Below are 21160 nucleotides of genomic sequence, written 5' to 3'. Positions count from 1 at the left end.
GGCGGGGTATCGGTGCATGGTTCATGCTCAATCCTCAGATGAAGGTTGCCTGTCCCATGATCGAATTCCGTGCTGCCCGCCGCCCCCGTACCGCCGGTGATCCCGAGGGCGAGCGCCCGCTCGAGGGCAAACGCGTGGTCATCACCGACGCCACCTCCGAGATCGGCCGAGAAACGGCCCGACTACTCGGTTTTCACGGCGCCGAGGTCATCCTGGTCGCCCGTGACGGCTCCCAGCTGGTCGAGGAATGCGCCACCATCATCGAATCCGGGGGCCGCGCCCACTGGTACCGCTGCGACCTCGCCGCCCTCGGCGATGTCGACCAGCTGGTCGAATGGCTGCTCACCGAATTCGACACCGTCGACGTGCTGGTCAACAACACCGGCCGGCCCAGCCGCCGCCCGGTCCTGCAATCGCTGGACCGGTTCCGCGACTACCAGCGCATGATGGCCGCCTACTACTTCGGCCCGCTGCGCCTGACCCTGGGCCTGCTCCCCGCCATGCTCGCCGGCGGCTCCGGCCACGTGGTGAACGTCGGCCCGTGGAGCCCGGAGACCGGAGCCGCCCCGAACTTCGCCTCCTACGCCTCCGCCCAGGCCGCCTGGACCACCTTCGGCCAGTGCGCCGACGCCGAGCTCTCCCCGCGCGGCATCCACGTCTCCACGGTCCAATATCCGATCTTCGCCGGCACCGCCAGCGCTCGCGCGCACGCCGAATACGGGACCATCGATCCGGCCGAGGCCGCCCGCTGGATCGAGACCGCCATCCGCACCCGCCCGTCCCAGCTGCCACCGCGGTTCCCGCGCGCCCTGCTGGGTCTGGCGTCGATGGCGCCGCGCACCACCCGCCTCAAGCACGCGCTCGGCATCTGAACACCTCCGAACAGCTCCCCCCGAACAGCGAAGCGCCCCATCCGGATTCGGATGGGGCGCTTCGAGTTGTGCTCCGGATCAGTGCTTTTCCGGGCCCAGGTGGTACTCGAAGACCAGACCGGCGACCGCGCCCAGGACGCAGACGACGCCGATGCCGATCAGCCAGAACTGGAAGAACGCCAGGCCCAGCGCGGTGATGGAACCCGCGGCGGCCAGCAGGATGGGCCAGAACGAGCCGGGCGAGAAGAAGCCCAGGTCGCCGGCGCCGTCCACGATCTCGGCCTCCTCGTAGTCCTCGGGACGCAGGTCCAGACGACGGGCGACGAAGCGGAAGTAGGTGGCCACGATCAGCGCCAGGCCGCCGGTCAGCACGATGGCGGTGGTGCCCGCCCACTCGACTCCGGTGCGGGACTGGCCGGTGAAGTAGCCGTAGATCACGGCCACGATCACGAAGAAGACCGTGAGCAGTTCGAAGATGCGAGCTTCGACCTTCATGTCAGTTCATCCTCACTTGGCGTCGGCGAGCTCGTTGCCGCGCGCCTTGCGGTCGGTGTTGAACGGCTTGGTGGAGGTCGCCACCGGCGACTGACCGATCGCGGAGAGCGCCTCGCCGTTGGTCTTGTGGTCCTTGATCCGCGCGTCCATGTACTTCTTGAAGTCGTCCGGCGAGACGACCCGGATCTCGAAGTTCATCATCGAGTGGAAGGTGCCGCACATCTCGGCGCAACGGCCGACGAACGCGCCTTCCTTCTCGATCTTGGTGATCTGGAAGACGTTGTCCGAGTTGTTCTGCTTCGGGTTCGGCATCACGTCGCGCTTGAACAGGAACTCCGGCACCCAGAACGAGTGGATGACGTCGGCCGCGGCCAGCTGGAACTCGATGTTCTTGCCCGAGGGCAGCACCAGGACGGGGATCTCGTTGGAGGTACCAACGGTCTCGACCTTGTCGTAGTGCAGGTAGGAGATGTCGTTCGCGGGCAGGCCGTTGTTCGGGCCCGGCTGCGGGTGGCCATCCTTGGTCGCTTCCTTGTAGCGATCCTTGATGTCCTCGTTCATGTCCTGGCGCTCGGTGTCGACACCGTCCCAGACCGGCGAGCCGTCCTTCAGGTCGACCTTCTGGTAGCCGAACTTCCAGTTCCACTGGAACGCCGTCACGTCGACCACGACGTCCGGGTTCTCGACCTTCTCGTGCACGTAGTTCTGCACGACGACGGTGAAGTAGAACAGCACGGCGATGATCACGAACGGGATCGCCGTGTAGCTCAGCTCCAGCGGCACGTTGTAACCGGTCTGCCGCGGGAACTCCGGGGAGTTCGCCTTCTTGCGGTGGAACGCGATGGTCCAGAAGGTCAGACCCCAGACCAGCACACCCATCGCCAGCGCGGCGAGCACGGACCAGGTCCACAGCTCGCGCATCCTGGTGGCCTGCGGCGTGATGCCCGAGGGCCAGCCGAATCGAAGCCAAACGTTGTCGATCGAGCAGCCGGAGACGAGCATCGCGGTCATCCCCAAGGACACCGCCAGCCCGGCCCGCCGAAGGATGCGGCCCCGCCGACCCTGGGCGGGTCGTGCCCCTATCGCCTCGCTCGCCTTGTGCGCCACGCTCAACGCCTTCCTGGTCGTCATTCCGACACCGCGCCGCCCGGGCTCCCTTCCGCCGGACGACACATAATCAGCACAGTTCGGGAGCTCGGGGAAGGGTACACGCGAACGCACAACCGACCCTGAGAGTTTCCCAAGTACTACGCAGCGTAGACCAACAATGGGCCCCCGTTGCGACGGGGTCCTGTCCGACACGCTGCACCCCATTTGCCTTCGCTCCGCTACGGCTGTTCGCAGCCCTGTTACCTCGGTCTTCCCTCCTCCGCTCCTCCGCTTCGCTCCCCCGCTCCGTCAGTCCAGACCGAGGCGGGCTGCGAACTTCGATGTGTTGGATAGGGTCTGAGCGTGATCGGGCCGAGTCAGGCATACTCGGGCAGTAGGTTTCGCGTGCAGCGTGCCCGTGCGGGTACGCCCCAATCCTTATGACTCCGGAAAGAGGTTCTCGGCGCAGTGTGTGGTCTGCTCGGATTTCTGACAGCTAGCACAGCTACTACTCCGGACGGGCGGACGGTCGAGACCACCGCTGCACAGGTGTACGAGGCGCTGCACTGCCAGCGCCACCGCGGCCCGGACGAGCGGGGCACCTGGAACGACGAGCGCATGATCTTCGGCTTCAACCGCCTGTCGATCATCGATATCGAGCACTCGCACCAGCCGCTGCGCTGGGGTCCCCCGGAGAACCCCGAGCGCTACGCCATGACCTTCAACGGCGAGATCTACAACTATCTGGAGCTGCGCGCCGAGCTGAAGGAAGCCCACGAGGCCGAGTTCGGCGACCAGCCGATGTTCCACACCGAGGGCGACGGCGAGGCCATCGTGGCCGCCTTCCACTACTGGGGCGCCAAGGCCGCGAGCCGGCTGCGCGGCATGTTCGCCTTCGCGATCTGGGACACCGAGCTGAACAAGCTGTTCCTGGCCCGCGACCCGTTCGGCATCAAGCCGCTGTTCATCGCCACCGGCGCGGGCGGCACGGCCTTCTCCAGCGAGAAGAAGAGCCTGCTGGGCCTGCTCGCCGAGCTGGAGCTGACCGACGCCCTGGACCCGCGCGCGCTCGAGCACTACACGGTGCTGCAGTACGTGCCCGAGGCCGAGACCCTGCACAAGGACATCCGCCGCCTGGAGTCGGGCTGCTACGCCTGGATCGAGCCCGGCCGCACCCCGCAGGTGACGCGCTACTTCAACCCGCAGTTCCGGGTGCAGAAGTTCGCGGCCGGCTCGGAGGCCAAGCGCTACAAGGAGATCGCCGAGGCGCTCGAGGACTCCGTCGCCAAGCACATGCGCGCGGACGTCACCGTCGGCGCGTTCCTGTCCGGCGGCATCGACTCCACCGCCATCGCCGCGCTGGCCATCCGCCACAACCCGAACCTGCTGACCTTCACCTCGGCGTTCGAGCGGCAGGGCTACTCGGAGGCCGATGTGGCCGCCGAGACCGCCGAGGCCATCGGCGCCAAGCACTACATCCGCATGGTCTCCCCCGAGGAGTACGCGGCCTCGATTCCCGAAATCGTCTGGTACCTCGACGAACCCGTCGCGGACCCGGCGCTGGTGCCGCTGTATTTCGTGGCCAAGGAGGCCCGCAAGCACGTCAAGGTGGTGCTCTCGGGCGAGGGCTCCGACGAGCTGTTCGGCGGCTACACGATCTACCGGGAACCGCTGTCGCTCAAGCCCTTCGACTACCTGCCCAAGCCGCTGCGCAAGCTGGCGGGCAAGGTGTCGGACCGGATCCCGGAGGGCACCCGCGGCAAGAGCCTGCTGCACCGCGGCTCGCTCACCCTGGAGGAGCGCTACTACGGCAACGCCCGCAGCTTCAACGACGCCCAGCTGCGGTCGGTGCTGCGCGAGTTTCGGCCCGAGTGGACGCATCAGGACGTCACCGCCCCGATCTACGCCATGCAGGGCTACCACTGGGACCCGGTGGCGCGCATGCAGCACCTGGACCTGTTCACCTGGCTGCGCGGCGACATCCTGGTCAAGGCCGACAAGATGACCATGGCCAACTCGCTGGAACTGCGTGTCCCGTTCCTGGACCCCGAGGTGTTCAAGGTCGCCGAGAAGATCCCGGTGGACCAGAAGATCACCAAGGAGACCACCAAGTACGCGCTGCGCCGGGCGCTCACCGACATCGTGCCGCCGCACGTGCTCAACCGGGCCAAGCTGGGCTTCCCGGTGCCACTGCGGCACTGGCTGCGCGGCCCGGAGCTCTACGACTGGGCGCGCGCCCAGATCACCGAGTCGGGCACCGACCACCTGCTGAACAAGCAGGCCATCCTGGCCATGCTGGAGGCGCACCGCACCGGTCCCGTCGACCACAGCCGCCGCCTGTGGACGCTCATCGTGTTCATGATCTGGCACGGCATCTTCGTGGAGAACCGGATCAAGCCCGAGATCCAGGAGCCGACCTACCCGGTCAACCTCTGACCCGCACGCGACACACCGGAGCGCCACGCCCGTGAGGGCGCTCCGGGCCCGCGTCGCCGCAGTACGGTGCTGGCCATGAGCCACCCCTTCGCACCTCTCTCGCGTCGCCGGATGCTCGAACTGGGCGCCCGGACGCTCGGTATGGGCGCTGCGGCCGCCCTCGGACTAACCGCCTGCGGCACCTCGGACAATGGATCCGGTACCACCACCTCGGCCTCCAACGACGCCAAGGACATCGCCGCCGACGCCTACGTGTTCGGCTACCCGCTGGTCCTGATGGACGTCACCCGCGAAACCGGGGGCCCGGCAAACCAATTCGTGCACCAGAATCCGCCCACCCCCGAGGTGCGGCAGGTGGTGCGGCTCAACCTCGACACCCTGTACTCGCAGGCCTGGCTGGATCTGCGGCCCGAACCGATGGTGTTGCAGGTGCCCGCGATCGAGGGCCGGTACTGGCTCATGCAGTTCCTCGACGCCTGGACCAATACGGTGCACGATCCCGCCAGCACCAATCCGCGCGTCAAGAACGCGCCACAGCAGCCGCCCTACACCTATCTCGTCACCGGTCCCGGCTGGAAGGGAACGGTGCCCGAGGGCATGACCCAGCTGGCCATGCCGACCGGCACCACCTGGCTGCTCGGCCGCATCGAATACAAGGGCGAGGGCGACATCGAGCGTGTGCGGGCGCTCCAGCACCAGTTGAAGCTGGCCCCACTCAGCGCCTGGAACTCCGGTGAGATGCAGGGCGGCCCTGGTGCCTTGGCCGCGGGTGGCGGCGCGCCCGCACAGATGGTGGGGGCCATGGACGGGCCCACGTTCTTCGCGCGCATGTGCACGGTCATGGCGGTCAATCCGGCTCACGAGGACGACGTCGACGCCATGAAGCGCTTCGCCAGCATCGGCATCACGCCCGGCGGGGCGGCCACGGTGCCCGCGGACGTGCTCAACGCGGGCCTCGCCGACGGCCGCCGCGCGCTCACCGAGTACCGGGATCCCAAGTCGCAGTACCAGAACGGGTGGCTCTTCAATCTGGAGGTCGGCGCGTACGGCACCGACTATCCGCTGCGCGCGCAGATCGCCGCGCTCGGCCTGGGCGCGAATCTGCCCCGGGACGCGGTGTATCCGACGATCGACGCGAATGCGGACGGCGACAGCCGATTCCGGGTCACCTTCGCCCAGGACCAGCAGCCGCCGGTGGGGGCGTTCTGGTCACTCACCGCCTATGACGGCGAGTCCTACCTGGTGCAGAACCCCGCGCGCATCTACTCGGTCGGGCATCTGGTCCCGCTCTCCCCCGCTGAGGACGGCACCATCACGATCGCGGTGCAGAACGCCGATCCCGGGTCGGAGGTGCCGACCGGGCACTGGCTGCCGATCCCGGAGTCCGGGCGGTTCTCCCTCACGCTGCGGCTGTACGCGCCGAAGGACAGCGTGCTGAACGGGAAGTGGGAGGTCCCGAAGCTGGAGAAGCTGTCCTGACCCGGGCGCGCCCGTCGTCAGTCGGCGGGCGCGTGGTGGCCGCGGGCGAGGCGGGCGCGCGCACCCGCGATGATGGTGATGATCATGACCGTCATGACCTGGAGTGCGGTCAAGCTGGCCGCCGGTGGCGGCGGTTCCGGCGCGGCGACTTCGACCGGCTGCCGAGGCGGCGGCGGGATCGGCGCCGGGGCGGGCGGGACCGCCGCGGGTAGCGGGGCCACGACGGGCGCGGCGGCGGGGACCACCGCGGGCGCGGCCGGCGGGATCAGCAGGGGGATACCGGGTTCCGGCGCCATCGGGACGGGCAGCAACAGCATGCAGGTCAGCAGGGCGCTGCCGGTGGCGGCGCTGCCGACCACCACGCTGCCCGCCCCGGCCGAACCCGGGCCGACCAGTCCGCTGGAGCCGGGGATGAAGCCGGGGCCGATCAGGCCCGAACCCATGCCGCTGCCGGTGAGGATGCCCAGACCCAGTGCGGCACTGCCGACCACGGCGCTGCCCGCGCAGGCGGTGAGAACGCTGCCGGAGTCGAGGCCGAGGAGACCACCGAGAGTGTTGGGGATGGCGATCGGGGTCGCGGGCGGTTCGGGTGGCACGAGATCCGATGCCCCCGTATTCGTTTCGCGTGGGATATCCGGGCTGCTGCTGCCGAGATCCAAGGCGGTCATCGGACTCTGGCCCGCGGGGTTGCCGGTGACGACCCGGCCGCCCGGCTGGCCCTGATTGCCGGAATAGCTACTGCCGGTGCCCAATCCGAGTGCGCTGCCTGTGGGCGCCTCGATCGGCGCGGCGGTGTCACCGGGATCGGGTCCTCCGCCCGCGCTGCCGCTGATGATCTCCCCGATCGACGGCAGCCCCGGGTCGGCGGCGGCGACATCGGGATGGAGGGCGAGCAGCGCCGCGGCCACCGGCACCGCGGTCACCGCCGCGAATCCTCGTGCTGTTCTGCGGTTTCCGTTCACGGGTGCCTCCGAGAAGCCGAGCGGGTTACGCGGTCGCGACGATCAGCGGGGACTGCCGCCACTGGACGGCGTTTCCGCGGCGATGTGCTGGAAGCGCGCGAGCGCGAGTTCGTAGGCGTCCTTGGCGACGTGATTGCCGCCGGAGAAGGGCCGATCGAGCTGATAGACGGCCACGATGACCGCGCCGATCACCAGACCGAACAGACCGGTCATCAGGATGCTGCGCTTGGTGACCACGACACCGGAGAACACGGTGCCGAACAACAGCATGCCGGTCGCGAACCACAGGGCCACGTAAAGGAATCCGGGCAGTCGGTACCCTGCATCCAGCCCGCGGTCGTAGCGGGCGTCGGTGATCGCCTCGACCGCGGTGGCCGCCTTGTCCTGGGTGGCCTTGGCGTCCGGATCGGTGGCGGGCGCGGCGTCCACGGCCTCGCGCAGATCGTCCAGGGTGGACTGCGCGGCCGGGCTCAGGCGGCGCTGCTCGTCCATCACCTTCCACTCGTCGCCGATCACCTGCTTGGTGTAGGCGGTCACCAGGGCCTGAATCTGCTTGCGGTCCTGTTCGGGCATGCCGTTGGCGCTCTCGTAGACATTCACCAGCGCCTTGCCCTCGGCCACCGTGTGCGCGTGCGAGGTGTCGTACTGCTGCCACAGGATCACCACCACGAACGCCACGATCGCGGCGAAGAACATATTGACCATGTCCAAGGTCATGGAGCCCGCGCCGGAATCGTCGCCGTGCCGCCAGGACCGCGGGCGCACCCGGTCCCCCAGCACGAAGATTCCCACCGCGATGCCCGCGAAGAGTGCCAATACCCCCAGCTGCAACAGAATTCCGAGCATTTCGCGACTCCGTTTCCGGCCGGGTGGATGCGATCAGAAGGTATTCGCGGCCACGGGTCGGTCGGATCGTGAACAGAGCACGAACTGTTATACAAGTGTCCGAATCCCAACCCCGCCAAGGCCAGGACGCGTTTACGGCCCAGTCTCAGCGACCGAGCGACAGCACCGCCGCGGCCACAGTGACACTCAATTCCAGTGCGGCGCCGAGCACATCGCCGTTCAACCCCCCGAATCGCCGCACGCAATGCCGCACCAGCACCATGGCCCCCACCAGCCCCAAAACCACCGCCGCCGGCCCCTGCCACACATTCCCGGTCGCGAACACCGCTGCCCCACAGGCGATCACACCCCACCCGACCCCCACCACCGGCGCCTGCGTCCCCGCCACCAACGCGCCGAACCCGGCCCCCGGCGCCGCCTCGATCCCCCGCCGACACGCCAGCACCACCGCGACCCGCCCGACGGCAACAGCCACGACAACCGCCGCCCACCGCCCCTGCTCGGCCAGCACCCCCAGCGAAACCGCCTGAATCGCAACAGCGAACACCAATGCCGCCACCCCGAACGGTCCGGCCCCGCCACTCTTCATGATCTCGCGGGCCCGCTCCGGCGGCCCATAGCTCCCGAGCCCATCCATGGTGTCGGCCAGCCCGTCGACATGCATCCCCCGCGTGATCGACGCGAGCCCGGCCACCACGACGAAACCCGCCAGCAGCCCGGAAGCACCGAGTTCCCCCAGCCCCCAGAGCAATCCGGCCGCGCCGCCGCCGAGCAGCACCCCGACCACCGGGGCCCACGCTATCGCCCGCGCGGCGACCGACCGGTCGACTTCATCCGGCCCTCGAACCGGCAGCACCGTCAGCCAGGACACCGCCAGCCGAAGCCCGCTCACCGATCAGGCCTCAGCGGCTTCCGCGTCGGCGTCGGCGGTGCTGACTCCGGCTTCGGCGAAGGTGGCCATCTCACCGAGGGTGGCGACGGCGGCGCGCAGGAGCGGGAGAGCGGCGACCGCGCCGGAGCCTTCGCCCAGGCGCATGTTCATGTCGACGAGCGGCTCGAGGTCGAGACGCTTGAGGGCGATGGTGTGGGACGGCTCGCTGGAGCGGTGGCCCGCGATCCACCAGGCGCGGGCGCCGGGGGCGAGCTGGTCGGCGACCAGGGCGGCGGCGGTCACCACGACGCCGTCGAGGATGACCGGGGTGCGGCGGGCCGCGGCGCGGGCCAGGAAGCCCGCCATGGCGGTCAGGTCCGCGCCGGAAGCGGTGCGCAGCAGGGCGACCGGGTCCTTGAGGACGGGGCGGGCGCGCCACATGGCGTCGCGGATGGCGGCGGTCTTGCGGATCCAGCCCGCGTCGTCGACGCCGGTGCCGCGGCCGACCGCCACCACGGGCTCGGTGTCGGTGATGGCCGCGATCAGCACGGTGGCGGGCGTGGTGTTGCCGATGCCCATGTCGCCGGCGATGAGAAGGTCCGCGCCGGAATCGATTTCCTCGTCGGCGATGCTCGCGCCGGCCGCGAGCGCCGCCTGCACCTCGGCCTCGGTGAGCGCGTCCTCGCGGTCGATGGAGCCGCTGGAGCGCCGCACCTTGTGCCGCGAGATCTCCGGCGCGGTGTCGCCGTCGACGGCGATGTCGGCCACGCGCACGCTGGCATCGGCCAAGCGCGCCAGCACGTTCACCGCCGCGCCGCCGTGCAGGAAGTTGGCGACCATCTGCCCGGTAACCTCGCTCGGGTAGGCCGACACACCGTGCTGCGCCACACCGTGATCTCCGGCGAACACCACGACGCGGGCGCGCTCGAACTGCTTGGGCGGGCATACGCCCTGGCACGCGGCGACCCAGTTGGCCAGCTTCTCCAGTCGGCCCAATGCCCCTGCGGGCTTGGTCAATTGCGCCTGCCGGTCCTCGGCGGCGGCCCACACCAGCGGATCCGGTCCGGTCACGGGACCGAACGAGATGCGGGCGGGCTTGGTCAGCACCGGGGCACTCTGCGCGCCGTCGGCCAGCGGCTCCGCACCCGTCTCGCCGTCGGTGGACGCGACGCCCGCCCCGGCGGCGGCAGCCGCGGCATCGGCGGTCGCCGAGCCGAGTTCGGCACCGGCGGTTCCACTTTCGAGGTCGATACCCGAGCCGTCCGGTCGGCCCGATCCGCTGTCAGCGACGGCCTGCGCCACGGCGGCCGCCGAAACCGACGCCACCGCAACCTGATCCGCTCCGCCATCGGAGGCATCGATCGAAGTCACCACCGTGAGCGATGAATCCACACCGGCCGCATTCGACAGCGCCGCGGCGGAGACGACCGCGCGGTCGGGCTTGACCCGCACCGGCTGTCCCGCGACCACGAGGAAGACCTCGTCGCACACCTCGGCGAGGCGCTGGTTCAGCGTCCCGATCTCGTCACGGAACAGCCGCCCGGAGGCGGTGGCGGGAATGACGCCGAGCCCCACCTCGGGGCTGACGATGATCAACCGCTGCGCGTAGCCGGAGACAGCGGTGACGAGCGCGTCGATGTCCGGGCCGACGGTGCCGCGCGGCGATTCCCAGGCGGCGCGGGCGTCGATGCGCCCGGTCAGCCAGGTGCCGAGGTCGTCGACGAGGGTGGCGGCGGCGGGCTCGCCCAGCGCGGCGATCGGGTCGCCCTCCACGATGGTCCAGCTCGCGGGCCGCCGGGCCCGGTGCGCCGCAATGCGTTCGGCGAAGTCGGCGTCGGCGGGGTCGACCGCGGCGGTGGCCACGTACCGCACCGCCTCCGACGCGACGAGCTGTTCCGCGAAGGCCGACTTGCCGGACCGGGCGCCACCGAGCACCAGGGTCCGCAGCGGCCGATCGGTTGTCTGAGCAGTGTGCGACACGTCAGCACGGTATCAACTGTGCCGGTGCTCCGGCCGAGTAGGCACGGCCATCCCGTGCGCGGGAGTCAGTAGTTCTTCTCGTTGTGCACGCACTGCACCTTCAGGTCCTTGGCCGTGTACGACCAATCGGTCCCCTGCGGGCAGTCCGAGCCGTGCGCCACGCTGGCGATGATCTTGCCGTCGTGCTGCTTGGAGCAGGCCACCATCTTGTCGTGGTTACTCGTCGACCCGCCGACGATGCACTCCCCCACCGCGGTGCGCGGATCCGTGCATCCCGCCGTCGCCGACACAGCCGCCACCGCCAGCGGCACCGCCGCGATCATCACTGCCCACCGCATGAGTGCGCATCGTAACGGCCCGAGCCCGCTCAGGAGATCCTGGCTCCGAACCGCCGCCGATACTCCACGGGCGCGATCCCCACCAACCGCTGGAAGTGGTGCCGCAACAGCGCCCCCGACCCGAATCCGCAACGGTGGGACAGTGATTCGAGGTCCAGGTCGGTGTATTCCAGGAGCTGTTTGGCCAGCAGCACCCGCTGCCCGGTCAGCCATTTCACCGGTGTGGTCCCGGTCTCGGCGGCGAAGCGCCGCGCGAAGGTGCGCGTCGACATGGAACCGCGCGACGCCAGCGATTCCACCGAATGCGGCAGGTCCAGATGCTCGCCCATCCAGTGCAGAATCTCGCTGAGCCCCTCGGATTCGCAAGCCACGACCGGCCGCTCGATGAACTGCCGCTGTCCGCCGTCGCGCTGCGGCGGCACCACCATGCGCCGGGCGATGGCATTGGCGACGCTGCTGCCCAGTTCGCGGCGCACCAGGTGCAGGCAGGCGTCGATGCCCGCGGCGGTGCCCGCGCTGGTGATGAGATTGCCCTCGTCGACGAACAGCACGTCCGGGTCGACGGTGGCGAGTGGGAACTGTTCGGCCAGCAGGTCGACGTAACTCCAGTGGGTGGTGCATTTGCGCCCGTCGAGGAGTCCGGCCGCGCCCGCCAGGAACGCGCCCGAGCACACGGTCAGCACGGTGGCCCCGGCCGCGGCGGCGTCGCGCACGGCGTCGATGACCCGGGCGTCGATCTTCGCCTTGCCGTCGCGGATCGGAAAGGCCGGGATGGCAACCAGATCCGCGTCGCGCAGTTCCTCGAGCCCGTAGTCGGGGGTGACGTGGATTCCCGGTGAGCTGGACTTCAGCGGTTTCCCGGGTTCGAGCCCGCAGACCCGGAAGTCGAAGAGGGGCAGACCCTGCGCGGTCCGGTCGAGCCCGAAAACCTCACAGACCACACCGAATTCGAACATGGCGAGGTTGTCGTTGAGTACGACGGCGACCTTGGAGAGCATGTCGCGATCCCATCTGGCCGGATATTTGCGAACTATGTCAGAGCAGCCACTGTTGGCAGAAAGTTCCCTACTGAAAACTTACTGCCATGGATGCACTGTCCGCAATCGCCACCGCCGGAACCGCCATCACGGCCCTGGCCACCCTGACTTTCGGCCTCATGGCCGCAGACACCACCGAAGCCATCGACGAGGAAGAGGCACGCGCATGACCGCCATCATCTCCGGCCACGGACACGCGGCGACCGACAGCACTCGCACCCGAGACGGATTCCGACGCGTCACCGCCCGGTTCACCCGTATCGCCGCCCTGTTCGCGGGGGCGGGCCGAGCCGTCCCCTTCCACCGCGAGCGCGGCTGGGAGTTCGCGGGATCGAGCGCCGCGGTCGATCGCGACCGCGACCGAATGGCGCTCGAGCTCCAGGCGATCTCGGCCTACCGGCGGATCAGCTGACCGCTAGATCGCGTCGCCCGGGCTCACCTGCGGCTTCGGCGCGCGCATGCGCCGCACCTGCGAGGCGCGCACGAAGGCGTACCAGCCCAGCGAGAACGAGGAATCGGCGCTGTCCGGGAAGCGCTCCCGGACCCGCTTGCTCACGATCCGACCGAGCACCACGCCCTCGATGATCATGAACAGCATCATCACCAGCATGGCCAGCGTCACGATCGCCTGCAGCGCGGGCGAGAGGATCATGCTCAGGATCAGCACCAGCGCCAGCGGCATGAACAGGCCGAGCAGGTTGCGGCGGGCGTCGACGATGTCACGCACGTACTTCTTGACCGGGCCCTTGTCGCGCGGGAGCAGGTACTGCTCGTCACCGGCGAGCATGCGGGCGCGGCGGTTGTTGACGTCGGCGCGGCGCTCGGCCGAGGACGCCTTGCGTTCCTCCTTGGTGCCGCGCAGCGCCTTGCGGCGGGCCCGGGCCTCCTTGGCGGTCTTGGGCGCGGGCGCGACCGGACCGCGGCGGCGGCCCTGCGCCTCGCGGCGCGTCGGGGTCGGACGGCCCTTGCCAGCGGTGACGGTCGTGTCCGCCACCGCGGCACCGGCGTCGGTGCTGGAGCTGTCGGAGGTGGGGGTGGACTCGCCACGGCGCAGGAACTTCACGCCGACCAGGCTAACAATCCCGCCTCCCCGAAACTTCAGCGCCCAGCTGAGAGCCGTTTGCCGACCTGCGTGCGGGCCTGCGGTTGAGAGCCGACCCGATTCTGGACGTCCCCGGCGAGTTACCCTCGCCACCCGAAATCAGTTGTCACCTCGGCACACCCCCGGAGCTATTTGTCAGCGACGACGCAGCCTGACCGTTCCGCTGGATAAGCGCCGCGTAGGATAGGGAATAGTCGCCCGCCGACGGGTGTTGACAGGCTTCGAGCCATACCCTCACGGGCTGGCCCACACGCCACCACAAATGGGTCCCTTAGGAGAGTTCATGACTGTTGAGAACGAGACCACCACCCATGGTGCGACTCTGACCGAGGCCGCCGCCCTCAAGGCGAAGGCGCTGCTGGACCAGGAAGGCCGCGACGACCTCGCCCTTCGCATCGCGGTTCAGCCCGGTGGCTGCGCGGGCCTGCGCTACCAGCTCTTCTTCGACGACCGCACCCTCGACGGCGACCTGGTCGTGGAGTTCAACGGCGTGAAGCTCGCGGTCGACCGCATGAGCGCTCCCTACATCCAGGGCGCCTCGATCGACTTCGTCGACACCATCGAGAAGCAGGGTTTCACCATCGACAACCCGAACGCCACCGGCTCCTGCGCCTGCGGCGACAGCTTCAACTGAGCTAGCTCCCGAGTTAGCACCGCGCAGCGCGGAACATCTCCCAGGATGTTCCGCGCTGTCGCGTGTCCGGTTATTTTCGTAGGTGCGGACCACTGTCGGCCGCCTCCCCCACTCGAAGGATCCACCCGTGACCATCGCCGTGTCCGCGTCCATCGCGACCGATCACCTCATGCGCTTTCCGGGCAAGTTCTCCGATGTGCTGCTGGCGGATCAGCTGCAGCATGTTTCGCTCAGCTTCCTCGTCGATGATCTGGTGATCCGCAAGGGCGGCGTCGCGGGCAATATCAGCTACGCCATGGGCGTGCTGGGCCGCACCCCGCTGCTGGTGGGCGCGGTCGGCCAGGACTGGGGCGACTACCGGAAGTGGCTGGAGGACAACGGCGTCGACTGCTCCGCGGTGCGGGTGTCCGCGACCGCGCACACCGCGCGCTTCGTCTGCACCACCGACGAGACCATGGCGCAGATCGCGTCCTTCTACCCCGGCGCGATGGCCGAGGCCCGCGAGATCGACATCACCGAACTGGCCGCCGGCCGCGAACTGGAGCTGGTGCTGATCGGCGCCGACGATCCGGAAGCCATGCTGGCCCACACCGATCAGTGCCGCGCCGCCGGAATCCCCTTCGCCGCCGACCCCTCCCAGCAGCTGGCCTTCCTCGACGGCGAGACCATCCTGCGCCTGATCGACGGTGCCGACTACCTGTTCACCAACGAGTACGAGTGGGGCATCCTGCTCCAGAAGACCGGCCTGTCCGAGGCCGACGTCGCTGAGCGTGTGGGCATCCGCATCACCACGCTGGGCTCGAAGGGCGCCAAGATCGTCGACCGCGACGGCTCCGAGCTGTTCGTGGACGTGGTCCCCGACATGGCCAAGGAAGACCCGACCGGCGTCGGCGACGGCTTCCGCGCGGGCTTCCTGACCGGCCGTTCCGCGGGCCTGTCCCTGGAGCGCTCGGCCCAGCTGGGTTCGCTGGTGGCGGTGCACGTGCTGGAAACCGTTGGGCCGCAGGACTGGACCCTGGACCACGACGTCGCCATGAAGCGCCTGCGCGAGGCCTACGGCGCCGAGGCCGCGAACGAGATCGAGCCGATCCTGCGCTGACCGCCGTCCGCGCCGACGATCGATCGGGCGCGGGTACCAACTCGACCGCAATGGCCGCACGCTGATCCGGTAGCAGCGTGTGGCCTGTTCGCGCGACCGGCCACGTCTTCCGGATCGCCGCCGACCCGTTGCCGGTCCGGGTTCGGGCGGACGCACCACCCGCAATTACGCTGTCAGGCATGTCCTCCGACGACCGTTTGTACTTCCGCCAGTTGCTCTCCGGCCGCGACTGGGCCGTGGGCGACCCGATCGCCACCCAGATGCGCAACTTCGCCTACCTGATCGGTGATCGCGATACCGGCGAATGCGTGGTCGTCGACCCCGCCTACGAGGCGGCCCAGCTGGTGGAGATCGCCGAGGCGGACGACATGCGGCTCACCGGGGTTCTGGCCACCCACCACCACCCCGACCACGTCGGCGGCTCGATGATGGGATTCACCCTGCGCGGCGTGAAGGAACTGCTGGAGAAGACCGACGTGGCCGTCCACGTCAATGCCGAGGAACTGCCGTGGGTGGCCAATGTCACCGGCATCGCCCCCTCCGAGCTCACCGGCCACGCGCACGGCGACAAGGTCGCGGTCGGCGGCTTCGAGATCGAACTCCTGCACACCCCGGGCCACACTCCCGGCAGCCAGTGCTTCCTCTTCGAGGACCGCCTCATCGCCGGCGACACCCTCTTCGTCGACGGCTGCGGCCGCACCGACTTCCCCGGCGGCGACTCCGACGCCATGTTCCGCAGCCTCCGCTACCTCGCGGACCTGAAGTCCAACCCGACGGTCTTCCCGGGCCACTGGTACTCGGAGGAGCCCAGCGCCTCCCTGTCCCATATCCGCGACCACAACTACGTGATGCGCCCCCAGACCCTCGAACAGTGGCACATGTTCATGCCCAGCTGACCCCGCCGGCAAACGGCAACGCCCGCCCCGAAACTGGTTCGGGGCGGGCGTTTTCGCTTTCGGGAGGCTTATGCCATGGTGCGGAGCCAGCCGTGGCTGTCGGCGAAGGTGCCGCGCTGGATACCGGTCAGGGTGTCGCGCAGGGCCATGGTGACCTCGCCGGGTTCGCCGGTGCCGATGGTGAATTCGCCCTCGGCGGAGCGGACCGAGCCGACCGGGATCACGACGGCCGCGGTGCCGCAGCCGAAAACCTCGGTGATCTCACCGGATTCGACGCCCTTGCGCCATTCCTCCACGGAGATCTTGCGCTCCTCCACCTTGTAGCCGGAGTCGGCGGCCAGGGTGATCAGGGAGTCGCGGGTGATGCCGGGCAGCAGCGAGCCGGACAGTTCCGGGGTCACCAGCCGCGCGTCGGAGCCGCTGCCGAAGACGAAGAACAGGTTGTTGGTGCCCATCTCCTCGACGTAGCGGTGCTCGCACGCGTCCAGCCACACCACCTGGTCGCAGCCCTTCTCCGAGGCCTGCTGCTGGGCGAGCAGCGAGGCGGCGTAGTTGCCCGCCACCTTGGCCTCGCCGGTGCCGCCGGGAGCGGCGCGCACGAACTCGGTGGACAGCCACACCTTGACCGGCTTCAGCCCGCGCGGGAAGTACGCGCCGGCCGGGCCGCCGAGCAGCAGGTACTTGTAGGCGGAGGCGGGCTTCACGCCCAGGCCGACCTCGGTGGAGAACATGAACGGCCGCAGGTACAGCGCGTCCTCGCCGCCCGCGGCGGGCACCCAGTCGCCGTCCACCTCGAGCAGCTGGCGGATCGATTCGACGAACAGCTCCTCGGGCAGCTCGGCCATCGCCATGCGGGCCGCCGACCGGCGGAAACGCGCGGCGTTGGCGTCGACGCGGAAGGTCGCGATGGAGCCGTCGGCCTGCCGGTACGCCTTGAGACCCTCGAAGATGGCCTGGCCGTAGTGGAACACCATGGTGGCCGGGTCCATGGCCATCGGCCCGTAGGGCTCGACCTTGCCATTGGTCCACTGTCCGTCCACATAATCCAGCGACACCATGTGATCGGTGAAGTACCGCCCGAACCCGGGCTCCGCGAGAATCTCCTGCCGCCGCTGCGCCGGAACGGGCGCGGGATGCGGGACACGGGTGAACTGCGCGGCAAGTGTCATGACCGGGAGTCTAATTCGCCGCCCGCGACACGCCGGTTCGGGCTACCCTTGCGGACCGTTCGGCCTCCCGCTATCGGCCCGGCCGCTGGCTAGGGTGGACGACGTGTATCCGGAGCCTCCGCCAGCGCAGCCGCCCCGTTCGAACCGTCCCCTGGTCATCGCCTTGATCGCCGTAAGCGCGCTGGGCTTGGTCGCCATCCTCGTCGCCGCGGCACTCGTCCCCGCCCACACCATCCCCGGAACGGCCCTCCCCGCGGACAACTACGGCCCTCAGGACACCGCCACCCACACCACCGCGCCGACGACCACCACCACAACCAGCGCCCCGAAACAGCAGATCGCCGCCCTGACCCCCGGCTGGCAGACCGCCTACTCCATCAACCGCAACGCCGCCTACGACGCACCCCGGGACTGGACCATCCCGACCCCGACCACGATCGTCGGCTACGAGGGCGGCGGCGGCCGGGTGGTCATGAGCGGCGCGGCCGAATGGCAACCCAAGTCCTGCGACGGCCATCACACCAAGGCCCTCGCGGGCGTGACCGGCTCCAAACTGGCCGACCCCGCGGCGGCCGCCAAGGACGTCGCCGGCAGCTGGGCCAAGGTCGTGGCCTCCAACGACGACCGCCCCAACTCCACCTACACCCTCTCCCCCGCCGAAACTCTCACCGTCCAGGGCAAACCCGCCGCCCATATCACCGTCACCCTCGCCAACCCCGGCCCGAACGACTGTTCCCACCCTGCTGTCTCGGTCGTCCACACCATCGCCGTCCCCGGCAACAAGGGCCAGTCCGTGGTGATGGTCATCTACGCCGACCAGAACGTCGACGGCGCGGTCACCGACGACACCCTCCGCCAGATGTACACCACGCTCCGCCCGGCCGGCCTGGCCCCCGCGGACTGCAAACAGGACAACGAGGTCGTCGGCACCTGGTGCGGGTGAAAGTCAGCGCGCCACACGCCATTCGACGGTAACCGTGTCGCGACGCGACGACCGGCCGCCCCCACCAGTCGTCCACGACGCGCGCAACGGCGTCGTAATCGGCGGGAACGGCCGGTCGTGTCACCGGCACATCGTGAACCTGCTCAGGCGGTGCGGGTTTCGACGAACGGGGGGCGGATGACCTCGCAGCGCAGGCGACGGCCGCGCACGTCGACCTCGACCTGGTCGCCGGGCTCGAGGCCCGCGGCGGTGTCGAGCAGCGCGAGCGCGATGCCGACCTTGAGGGTGGGCGAGAAGGTGCCGGAGGTGGTTTCGCCGACCTTCTCGTCACCGCGCATCACGGCCTGGCCCTGGCGCAGCACGCCCTTGTCGATCGCCCTGAGCCCCAGCAGGGTTCGGCGCGGCCCGGCGGCCTTCTCGGCATCAAGGGCTTCCTTGCCCCAGAATTCCGGCTTCTTCCAGCCGACCGCCCAGCCGGTGCGCGCCTGCAGCGGCGAAATGTCCACGGACAGTTCATGTCCGTGCAGCGGGTAACCCATCTCGGTGCGCAGCGTGTCACGCGCGCCCAGTCCGGCGGGCTGGCCACCGGCCGCCTGCACCTCGCTGGTCAGCGCCCGGAACACGGCCTCGGCGTCGTCCCACTTGGGCAGCAGCTCGTAGCCGTGCTCACCGGTGTACCCGGTGCGGCACACCCGAATCGGGCGACCGTCCCACTCGGCGTCCTCGTAGGCCATGTACTCCATGTCGGTGGGCAGCCCCAGCTTGGCCAGCACCTCCGCCGACCGCGGCCCCTGCACCGCGAACACGGCGTACCCGCGGTGCTCGTCGGTGATGGTGATCCCCTCGGGCGCGACCTTCTGCATCTCGGCCACCACGGCAGCGGTGTTGGCGGCATTGGGCACCAGGAAGATCTCGTCATCGCTCACGTAGTAGGCGATGAGGTCGTCGATCACGCCACCCTCGGGCGTGCAGCACAGCGTGTACTGCGCCTTGCCGGGCCGAATCCGGTTCAGGTCATTGGTCAGCGCCGAGTTCACGAAGGCCGCCGCCCCCGCGCCCTTGACCGTCGCCTTGCCCAGATGACTGACATCGAACAGTCCGACCGTGGTCCGCACGGCGGTGTGCTCACCGACCGTCCCCGCGTACGAAACCGGCATCTCCCACCCCCCGAACGGAGCGAAGGTGGCGCCCAGCTCGACATGGACGGCGTGAATGGGTCCCTGCAGCAGTTTCTCGTCGGTCACCGTGGCAGTTTATCCGTCTGCCGATAGCCGGGTGACATCGGAACCGACCGCCTGCAACGCCGGTTCACCACCGGTCAACGGCTCGGACGCCGCCGGGGATTCGGAGATTGCCGCCGCTGCCGGGCCGGACCGTGCGCCGAGGCTCGCGACGAACGCCGCCTCGTCCATCACCTCGATCCGCTGCCCGCGTATCCGCAGTTCGGCGACCCGCCGCGCTTTGCTCGTCGTGAAAGCGGCCACGTCGGCTCCGAGGAAGCCGTCACCGATCACGAGCCCGGTCGTACGCCTGGTGACGTTGCGAGCGGGAGTCGCCCCGCACGCGGCGATGGCGTCCCACGCCTGCTGGCGGGTCATGGCCGCGAGATCACCGGTGAAGACGATGGTCTCGCCGTACAGCGGGTGGGTCGGGTCGGTGCCGGTGACTGTCGGCAGCACCAATTCCTCACGGGCGAACCAGGATCGGCGAGGCGCGCGGTCGGCGGCGACGGGCTCGGTCCGCAGTGGCCGAGGTGTCCGTTCGGTCCGCAGCGGCCGGTCGACGATCATGCGTTCGAGGGCCGCGAGGGAGTCGGTGCCCGCCCGGTTGGCCAGGGCGATCACGATGTCGGCGGCCGCGGCGGCATCGGCAGCCGCATCGTGGTGGTTGGTGAAGTCGATGCCGAGCGCATCGGCGACGTGCGGCAGCCGATAACTGTCGAGAGCGAGGTGGCGGCGGGCCAGGGCGAGGCTGCAGCTGTAGGTCCAGGCGGGCGGGTGAATACCACTATGGGCGCAGGCTTCCCGGATAGCGCCGCTGTCGAACCCCGCATTGTGGGCGATGACGGGCAGGTCGCCGATGAGGCTCACCACTTCGGGCCACCGGTGCGCGAACTCCGGTTTGTCGGCGACCATCGCCGCCGAGATCCCGTGCACGCGAATGTTGTGCCAGTTGAAGAAGTCGAGCCCCGCGGGCGGCCGGCACAGCCACGACGCGTCCTCGGCCCGGCGACCGTCGCGCACGACGGTGACTCCCACCGCGCAGATACTGCCCCGTGCGGAGTTGGCGGTCTCGACATCGATAGCGGCGAACGAAAGTCCCGCCATGCTCACCGCACCGCGAGCGGCAGCGACCGCGCCTCGGGCCCGCCGAGCTCGACCAGGAACGGCCGAGCCAACCGCAGCGACTCGAATGCCGCCCAGGCATCGGCCAATTCCGCGACCTCGCGCGCGAGAGTGAGCACCGGCCGGATGTGGTCGTCCACCACATCGACCTGATACCGCGTCAACGGCACGCCACCGGCCGCCGCGATCACCGGCCACTGCGGCCGGGTCAGCTTTCCCCCCGCGTCCTGATGCTCGGTGAACCGCGCATCCGCGGATTCGACTGCCGCACGCACGGTTTCGACGGTCGCGTCGACATCGACAATCCGCACGTTTGCGGCGTCCGCGGCGCTGCCCTTCGCCATCGCGACGGGATACCCGCTCGTGAGGCTCTCGATCTCCGCCGTACACGACCGATCCAGTACCCAAGCGCCCGATAGCCGCGACTCCCCCACCGCCGCGCCCACATTCACATGCCAGATGACCATCCGTTCCCCGGCCGCGCCGAGCACCGCGAGGGAATGAAGGTCGGAGGGGGCAGCCATAACGCTCCACGGTCGTGGCGAACAGGTACCGCGCTACGTTAGA

The 21160-nt window shown here is 69.3% G+C and carries 22 protein-coding genes; 9 read left to right on the top strand and 13 right to left on the bottom strand.

Annotated features, from left to right (window positions below; genetic code table 11):
* The first annotated feature begins 56 nt into the window (after nucleotides 1-56).
* On the top strand, nucleotides 57-872 hold the full coding sequence (locus ABZ382_RS28025) for an SDR family NAD(P)-dependent oxidoreductase (RefSeq protein WP_357094794.1): 816 nt from the start codon (nucleotides 57-59) through the stop codon (nucleotides 870-872).
* 78 nt (nucleotides 873-950) lie between these two features.
* Here the strand turns inward: ABZ382_RS28025 and ABZ382_RS28020 are convergent, their stop codons facing one another.
* Together ABZ382_RS28020 and ABZ382_RS28015 are read right to left on the bottom strand one after the other, a co-directional pair.
* Nucleotides 951-1367: a cytochrome c oxidase subunit 4 gene (locus ABZ382_RS28020; RefSeq protein WP_357094791.1), complete on the bottom strand. Its 417-nt coding sequence runs from the start codon at nucleotides 1365-1367 to the stop codon at nucleotides 951-953.
* Nucleotides 1368-1379: 12 nt separating this feature from the next.
* Nucleotides 1380-2378 carry a cytochrome c oxidase subunit II gene (locus ABZ382_RS28015; RefSeq protein ID WP_357095242.1) on the bottom strand — a complete coding sequence of 333 codons (999 nt, stop codon included), beginning with the start codon at nucleotides 2376-2378 and terminating at the stop codon, nucleotides 1380-1382.
* A 546-nt stretch (nucleotides 2379-2924) separates the two neighbouring features.
* Between ABZ382_RS28015 and asnB the strand changes: the two genes are divergently transcribed.
* Both asnB and ABZ382_RS28005 read left to right on the top strand, forming a co-directional pair.
* Nucleotides 2925-4892, top strand: coding sequence for an asparagine synthase (glutamine-hydrolyzing) (gene asnB / locus ABZ382_RS28010; protein ID WP_357094789.1), 1968 nt, complete (start codon nucleotides 2925-2927; stop codon nucleotides 4890-4892).
* A 75-nt stretch (nucleotides 4893-4967) separates the two neighbouring features.
* Entirely contained in the window at nucleotides 4968-6371 is a 1404-nt protein-coding gene (locus tag ABZ382_RS28005; protein ID WP_357094787.1) for a DUF1254 domain-containing protein, read from the top strand.
* Between the two features lie 17 nt (nucleotides 6372-6388).
* Here ABZ382_RS28005 and ABZ382_RS28000 read toward each other — a convergent pair whose 3' ends face one another.
* The 6 genes from ABZ382_RS28000 to ABZ382_RS27975 all read right to left on the bottom strand — a co-directional run bounded on the left by ABZ382_RS28000 (nucleotide 6389) and on the right by ABZ382_RS27975 (nucleotide 12366).
* Complete coding sequence (locus tag ABZ382_RS28000) at nucleotides 6389-7294, bottom strand: hypothetical protein (protein ID WP_357094784.1); 906 nt, start codon at nucleotides 7292-7294, stop codon at nucleotides 6389-6391.
* Between the two features lie 81 nt (nucleotides 7295-7375).
* Nucleotides 7376-8179, bottom strand: coding sequence for a DUF4239 domain-containing protein (locus ABZ382_RS27995; RefSeq protein ID WP_357094782.1), 804 nt, complete (start codon nucleotides 8177-8179; stop codon nucleotides 7376-7378).
* A 145-nt stretch (nucleotides 8180-8324) separates the two neighbouring features.
* The gene (locus ABZ382_RS27990; RefSeq protein ID WP_357094779.1) at nucleotides 8325-9071 is read right to left on the bottom strand and encodes an adenosylcobinamide-GDP ribazoletransferase; all 747 of its coding nucleotides are present in this window, start codon (nucleotides 9069-9071) and stop codon (nucleotides 8325-8327) included.
* 3 nt (nucleotides 9072-9074) lie between these two features.
* Nucleotides 9075-11030 carry a nicotinate-nucleotide--dimethylbenzimidazole phosphoribosyltransferase gene (cobT, locus tag ABZ382_RS27985; protein WP_357094777.1) on the bottom strand — a complete coding sequence of 652 codons (1956 nt, stop codon included), beginning with the start codon at nucleotides 11028-11030 and terminating at the stop codon, nucleotides 9075-9077.
* Between the two features lie 65 nt (nucleotides 11031-11095).
* Nucleotides 11096-11368, bottom strand: a complete 273-nt coding sequence (locus ABZ382_RS27980; RefSeq protein ID WP_357094774.1) for a hypothetical protein — start codon at nucleotides 11366-11368, stop codon at nucleotides 11096-11098.
* A gap of 29 nt (nucleotides 11369-11397) precedes the next feature.
* On the bottom strand, nucleotides 11398-12366 hold the full coding sequence (locus ABZ382_RS27975; RefSeq protein WP_357094772.1) for a helix-turn-helix domain-containing protein: 969 nt from the start codon (nucleotides 12364-12366) through the stop codon (nucleotides 11398-11400).
* Between the two features lie 86 nt (nucleotides 12367-12452).
* On the opposite strand from ABZ382_RS27975, the gene ABZ382_RS27970 reads away from it, so the two are divergent.
* Nucleotides 12453-12575 carry a hypothetical protein gene (locus tag ABZ382_RS27970; RefSeq protein WP_357094769.1) on the top strand — a complete coding sequence of 41 codons (123 nt, stop codon included), beginning with the start codon at nucleotides 12453-12455 and terminating at the stop codon, nucleotides 12573-12575.
* Nucleotides 12572-12817, top strand: a complete 246-nt coding sequence (locus ABZ382_RS27965) for a hypothetical protein (RefSeq protein ID WP_357094767.1) — start codon at nucleotides 12572-12574, stop codon at nucleotides 12815-12817. The genes ABZ382_RS27970 and ABZ382_RS27965 overlap by 4 nt, the downstream gene beginning before the upstream one ends.
* 3 nt (nucleotides 12818-12820) lie before the next feature.
* On the opposite strand, the gene ABZ382_RS27960 is transcribed toward ABZ382_RS27965, so the two are convergent.
* The gene (locus tag ABZ382_RS27960) at nucleotides 12821-13468 is read right to left on the bottom strand and encodes a DUF3043 domain-containing protein (RefSeq protein WP_357094764.1); all 648 of its coding nucleotides are present in this window, start codon (nucleotides 13466-13468) and stop codon (nucleotides 12821-12823) included.
* A 322-nt stretch (nucleotides 13469-13790) separates the two neighbouring features.
* On the opposite strand from ABZ382_RS27960, the gene ABZ382_RS27955 reads away from it, so the two are divergent.
* From ABZ382_RS27955 to ABZ382_RS27945, 3 genes are all read left to right on the top strand, one after another.
* Entirely contained in the window at nucleotides 13791-14141 is a 351-nt protein-coding gene (locus ABZ382_RS27955) for an iron-sulfur cluster assembly accessory protein (RefSeq protein ID WP_040815950.1), read from the top strand.
* A gap of 127 nt (nucleotides 14142-14268) precedes the next feature.
* Nucleotides 14269-15240 carry a carbohydrate kinase family protein gene (locus ABZ382_RS27950; RefSeq protein ID WP_357094760.1) on the top strand — a complete coding sequence of 324 codons (972 nt, stop codon included), beginning with the start codon at nucleotides 14269-14271 and terminating at the stop codon, nucleotides 15238-15240.
* A 179-nt stretch (nucleotides 15241-15419) separates the two neighbouring features.
* Entirely contained in the window at nucleotides 15420-16136 is a 717-nt protein-coding gene (locus tag ABZ382_RS27945; protein ID WP_357094758.1) for an MBL fold metallo-hydrolase, read from the top strand.
* Between the two features lie 68 nt (nucleotides 16137-16204).
* Here ABZ382_RS27945 and ABZ382_RS27940 read toward each other — a convergent pair whose 3' ends face one another.
* Nucleotides 16205-17305, bottom strand: coding sequence for a branched-chain amino acid aminotransferase (locus tag ABZ382_RS27940; protein ID WP_357094755.1), 1101 nt, complete (start codon nucleotides 17303-17305; stop codon nucleotides 16205-16207).
* A gap of 163 nt (nucleotides 17306-17468) precedes the next feature.
* Between ABZ382_RS27940 and ABZ382_RS27935 the strand changes: the two genes are divergently transcribed.
* Complete coding sequence (locus ABZ382_RS27935; RefSeq protein ID WP_357094752.1) at nucleotides 17469-18248, top strand: hypothetical protein; 780 nt, start codon at nucleotides 17469-17471, stop codon at nucleotides 18246-18248.
* Between the two features lie 143 nt (nucleotides 18249-18391).
* On the opposite strand, the gene gcvT is transcribed toward ABZ382_RS27935, so the two are convergent.
* The 3 genes from gcvT to ABZ382_RS27920 are packed head-to-tail and all read right to left on the bottom strand — an operon-like array spanning nucleotide 18392 to nucleotide 21117.
* Nucleotides 18392-19492, bottom strand: coding sequence for a glycine cleavage system aminomethyltransferase GcvT (gene gcvT / locus ABZ382_RS27930; protein WP_357094749.1), 1101 nt, complete (start codon nucleotides 19490-19492; stop codon nucleotides 18392-18394).
* Between the two features lie 9 nt (nucleotides 19493-19501).
* Nucleotides 19502-20575, bottom strand: a complete 1074-nt coding sequence (locus tag ABZ382_RS27925; protein WP_357094747.1) for an exonuclease domain-containing protein — start codon at nucleotides 20573-20575, stop codon at nucleotides 19502-19504.
* Between the two features lie 2 nt (nucleotides 20576-20577).
* A complete protein-coding gene (locus ABZ382_RS27920) occupies nucleotides 20578-21117 on the bottom strand; it encodes a hypothetical protein (protein WP_357094745.1) in 540 nt (179 codons plus the stop codon).
* Between the last annotated feature and the right edge of the window lie 43 nt (nucleotides 21118-21160).

Origin of the sequence: Nocardia sp. NPDC005825, from assembly GCF_040630175.1 — a bacterium.
Taxonomy (GTDB): Bacteria; Actinomycetota; Actinomycetes; order Mycobacteriales; family Mycobacteriaceae; genus Nocardia.
The sequence above is the reverse complement of the archived record's forward strand: the minus strand, read 5'-3'. Positions and strand labels throughout refer to the sequence as shown.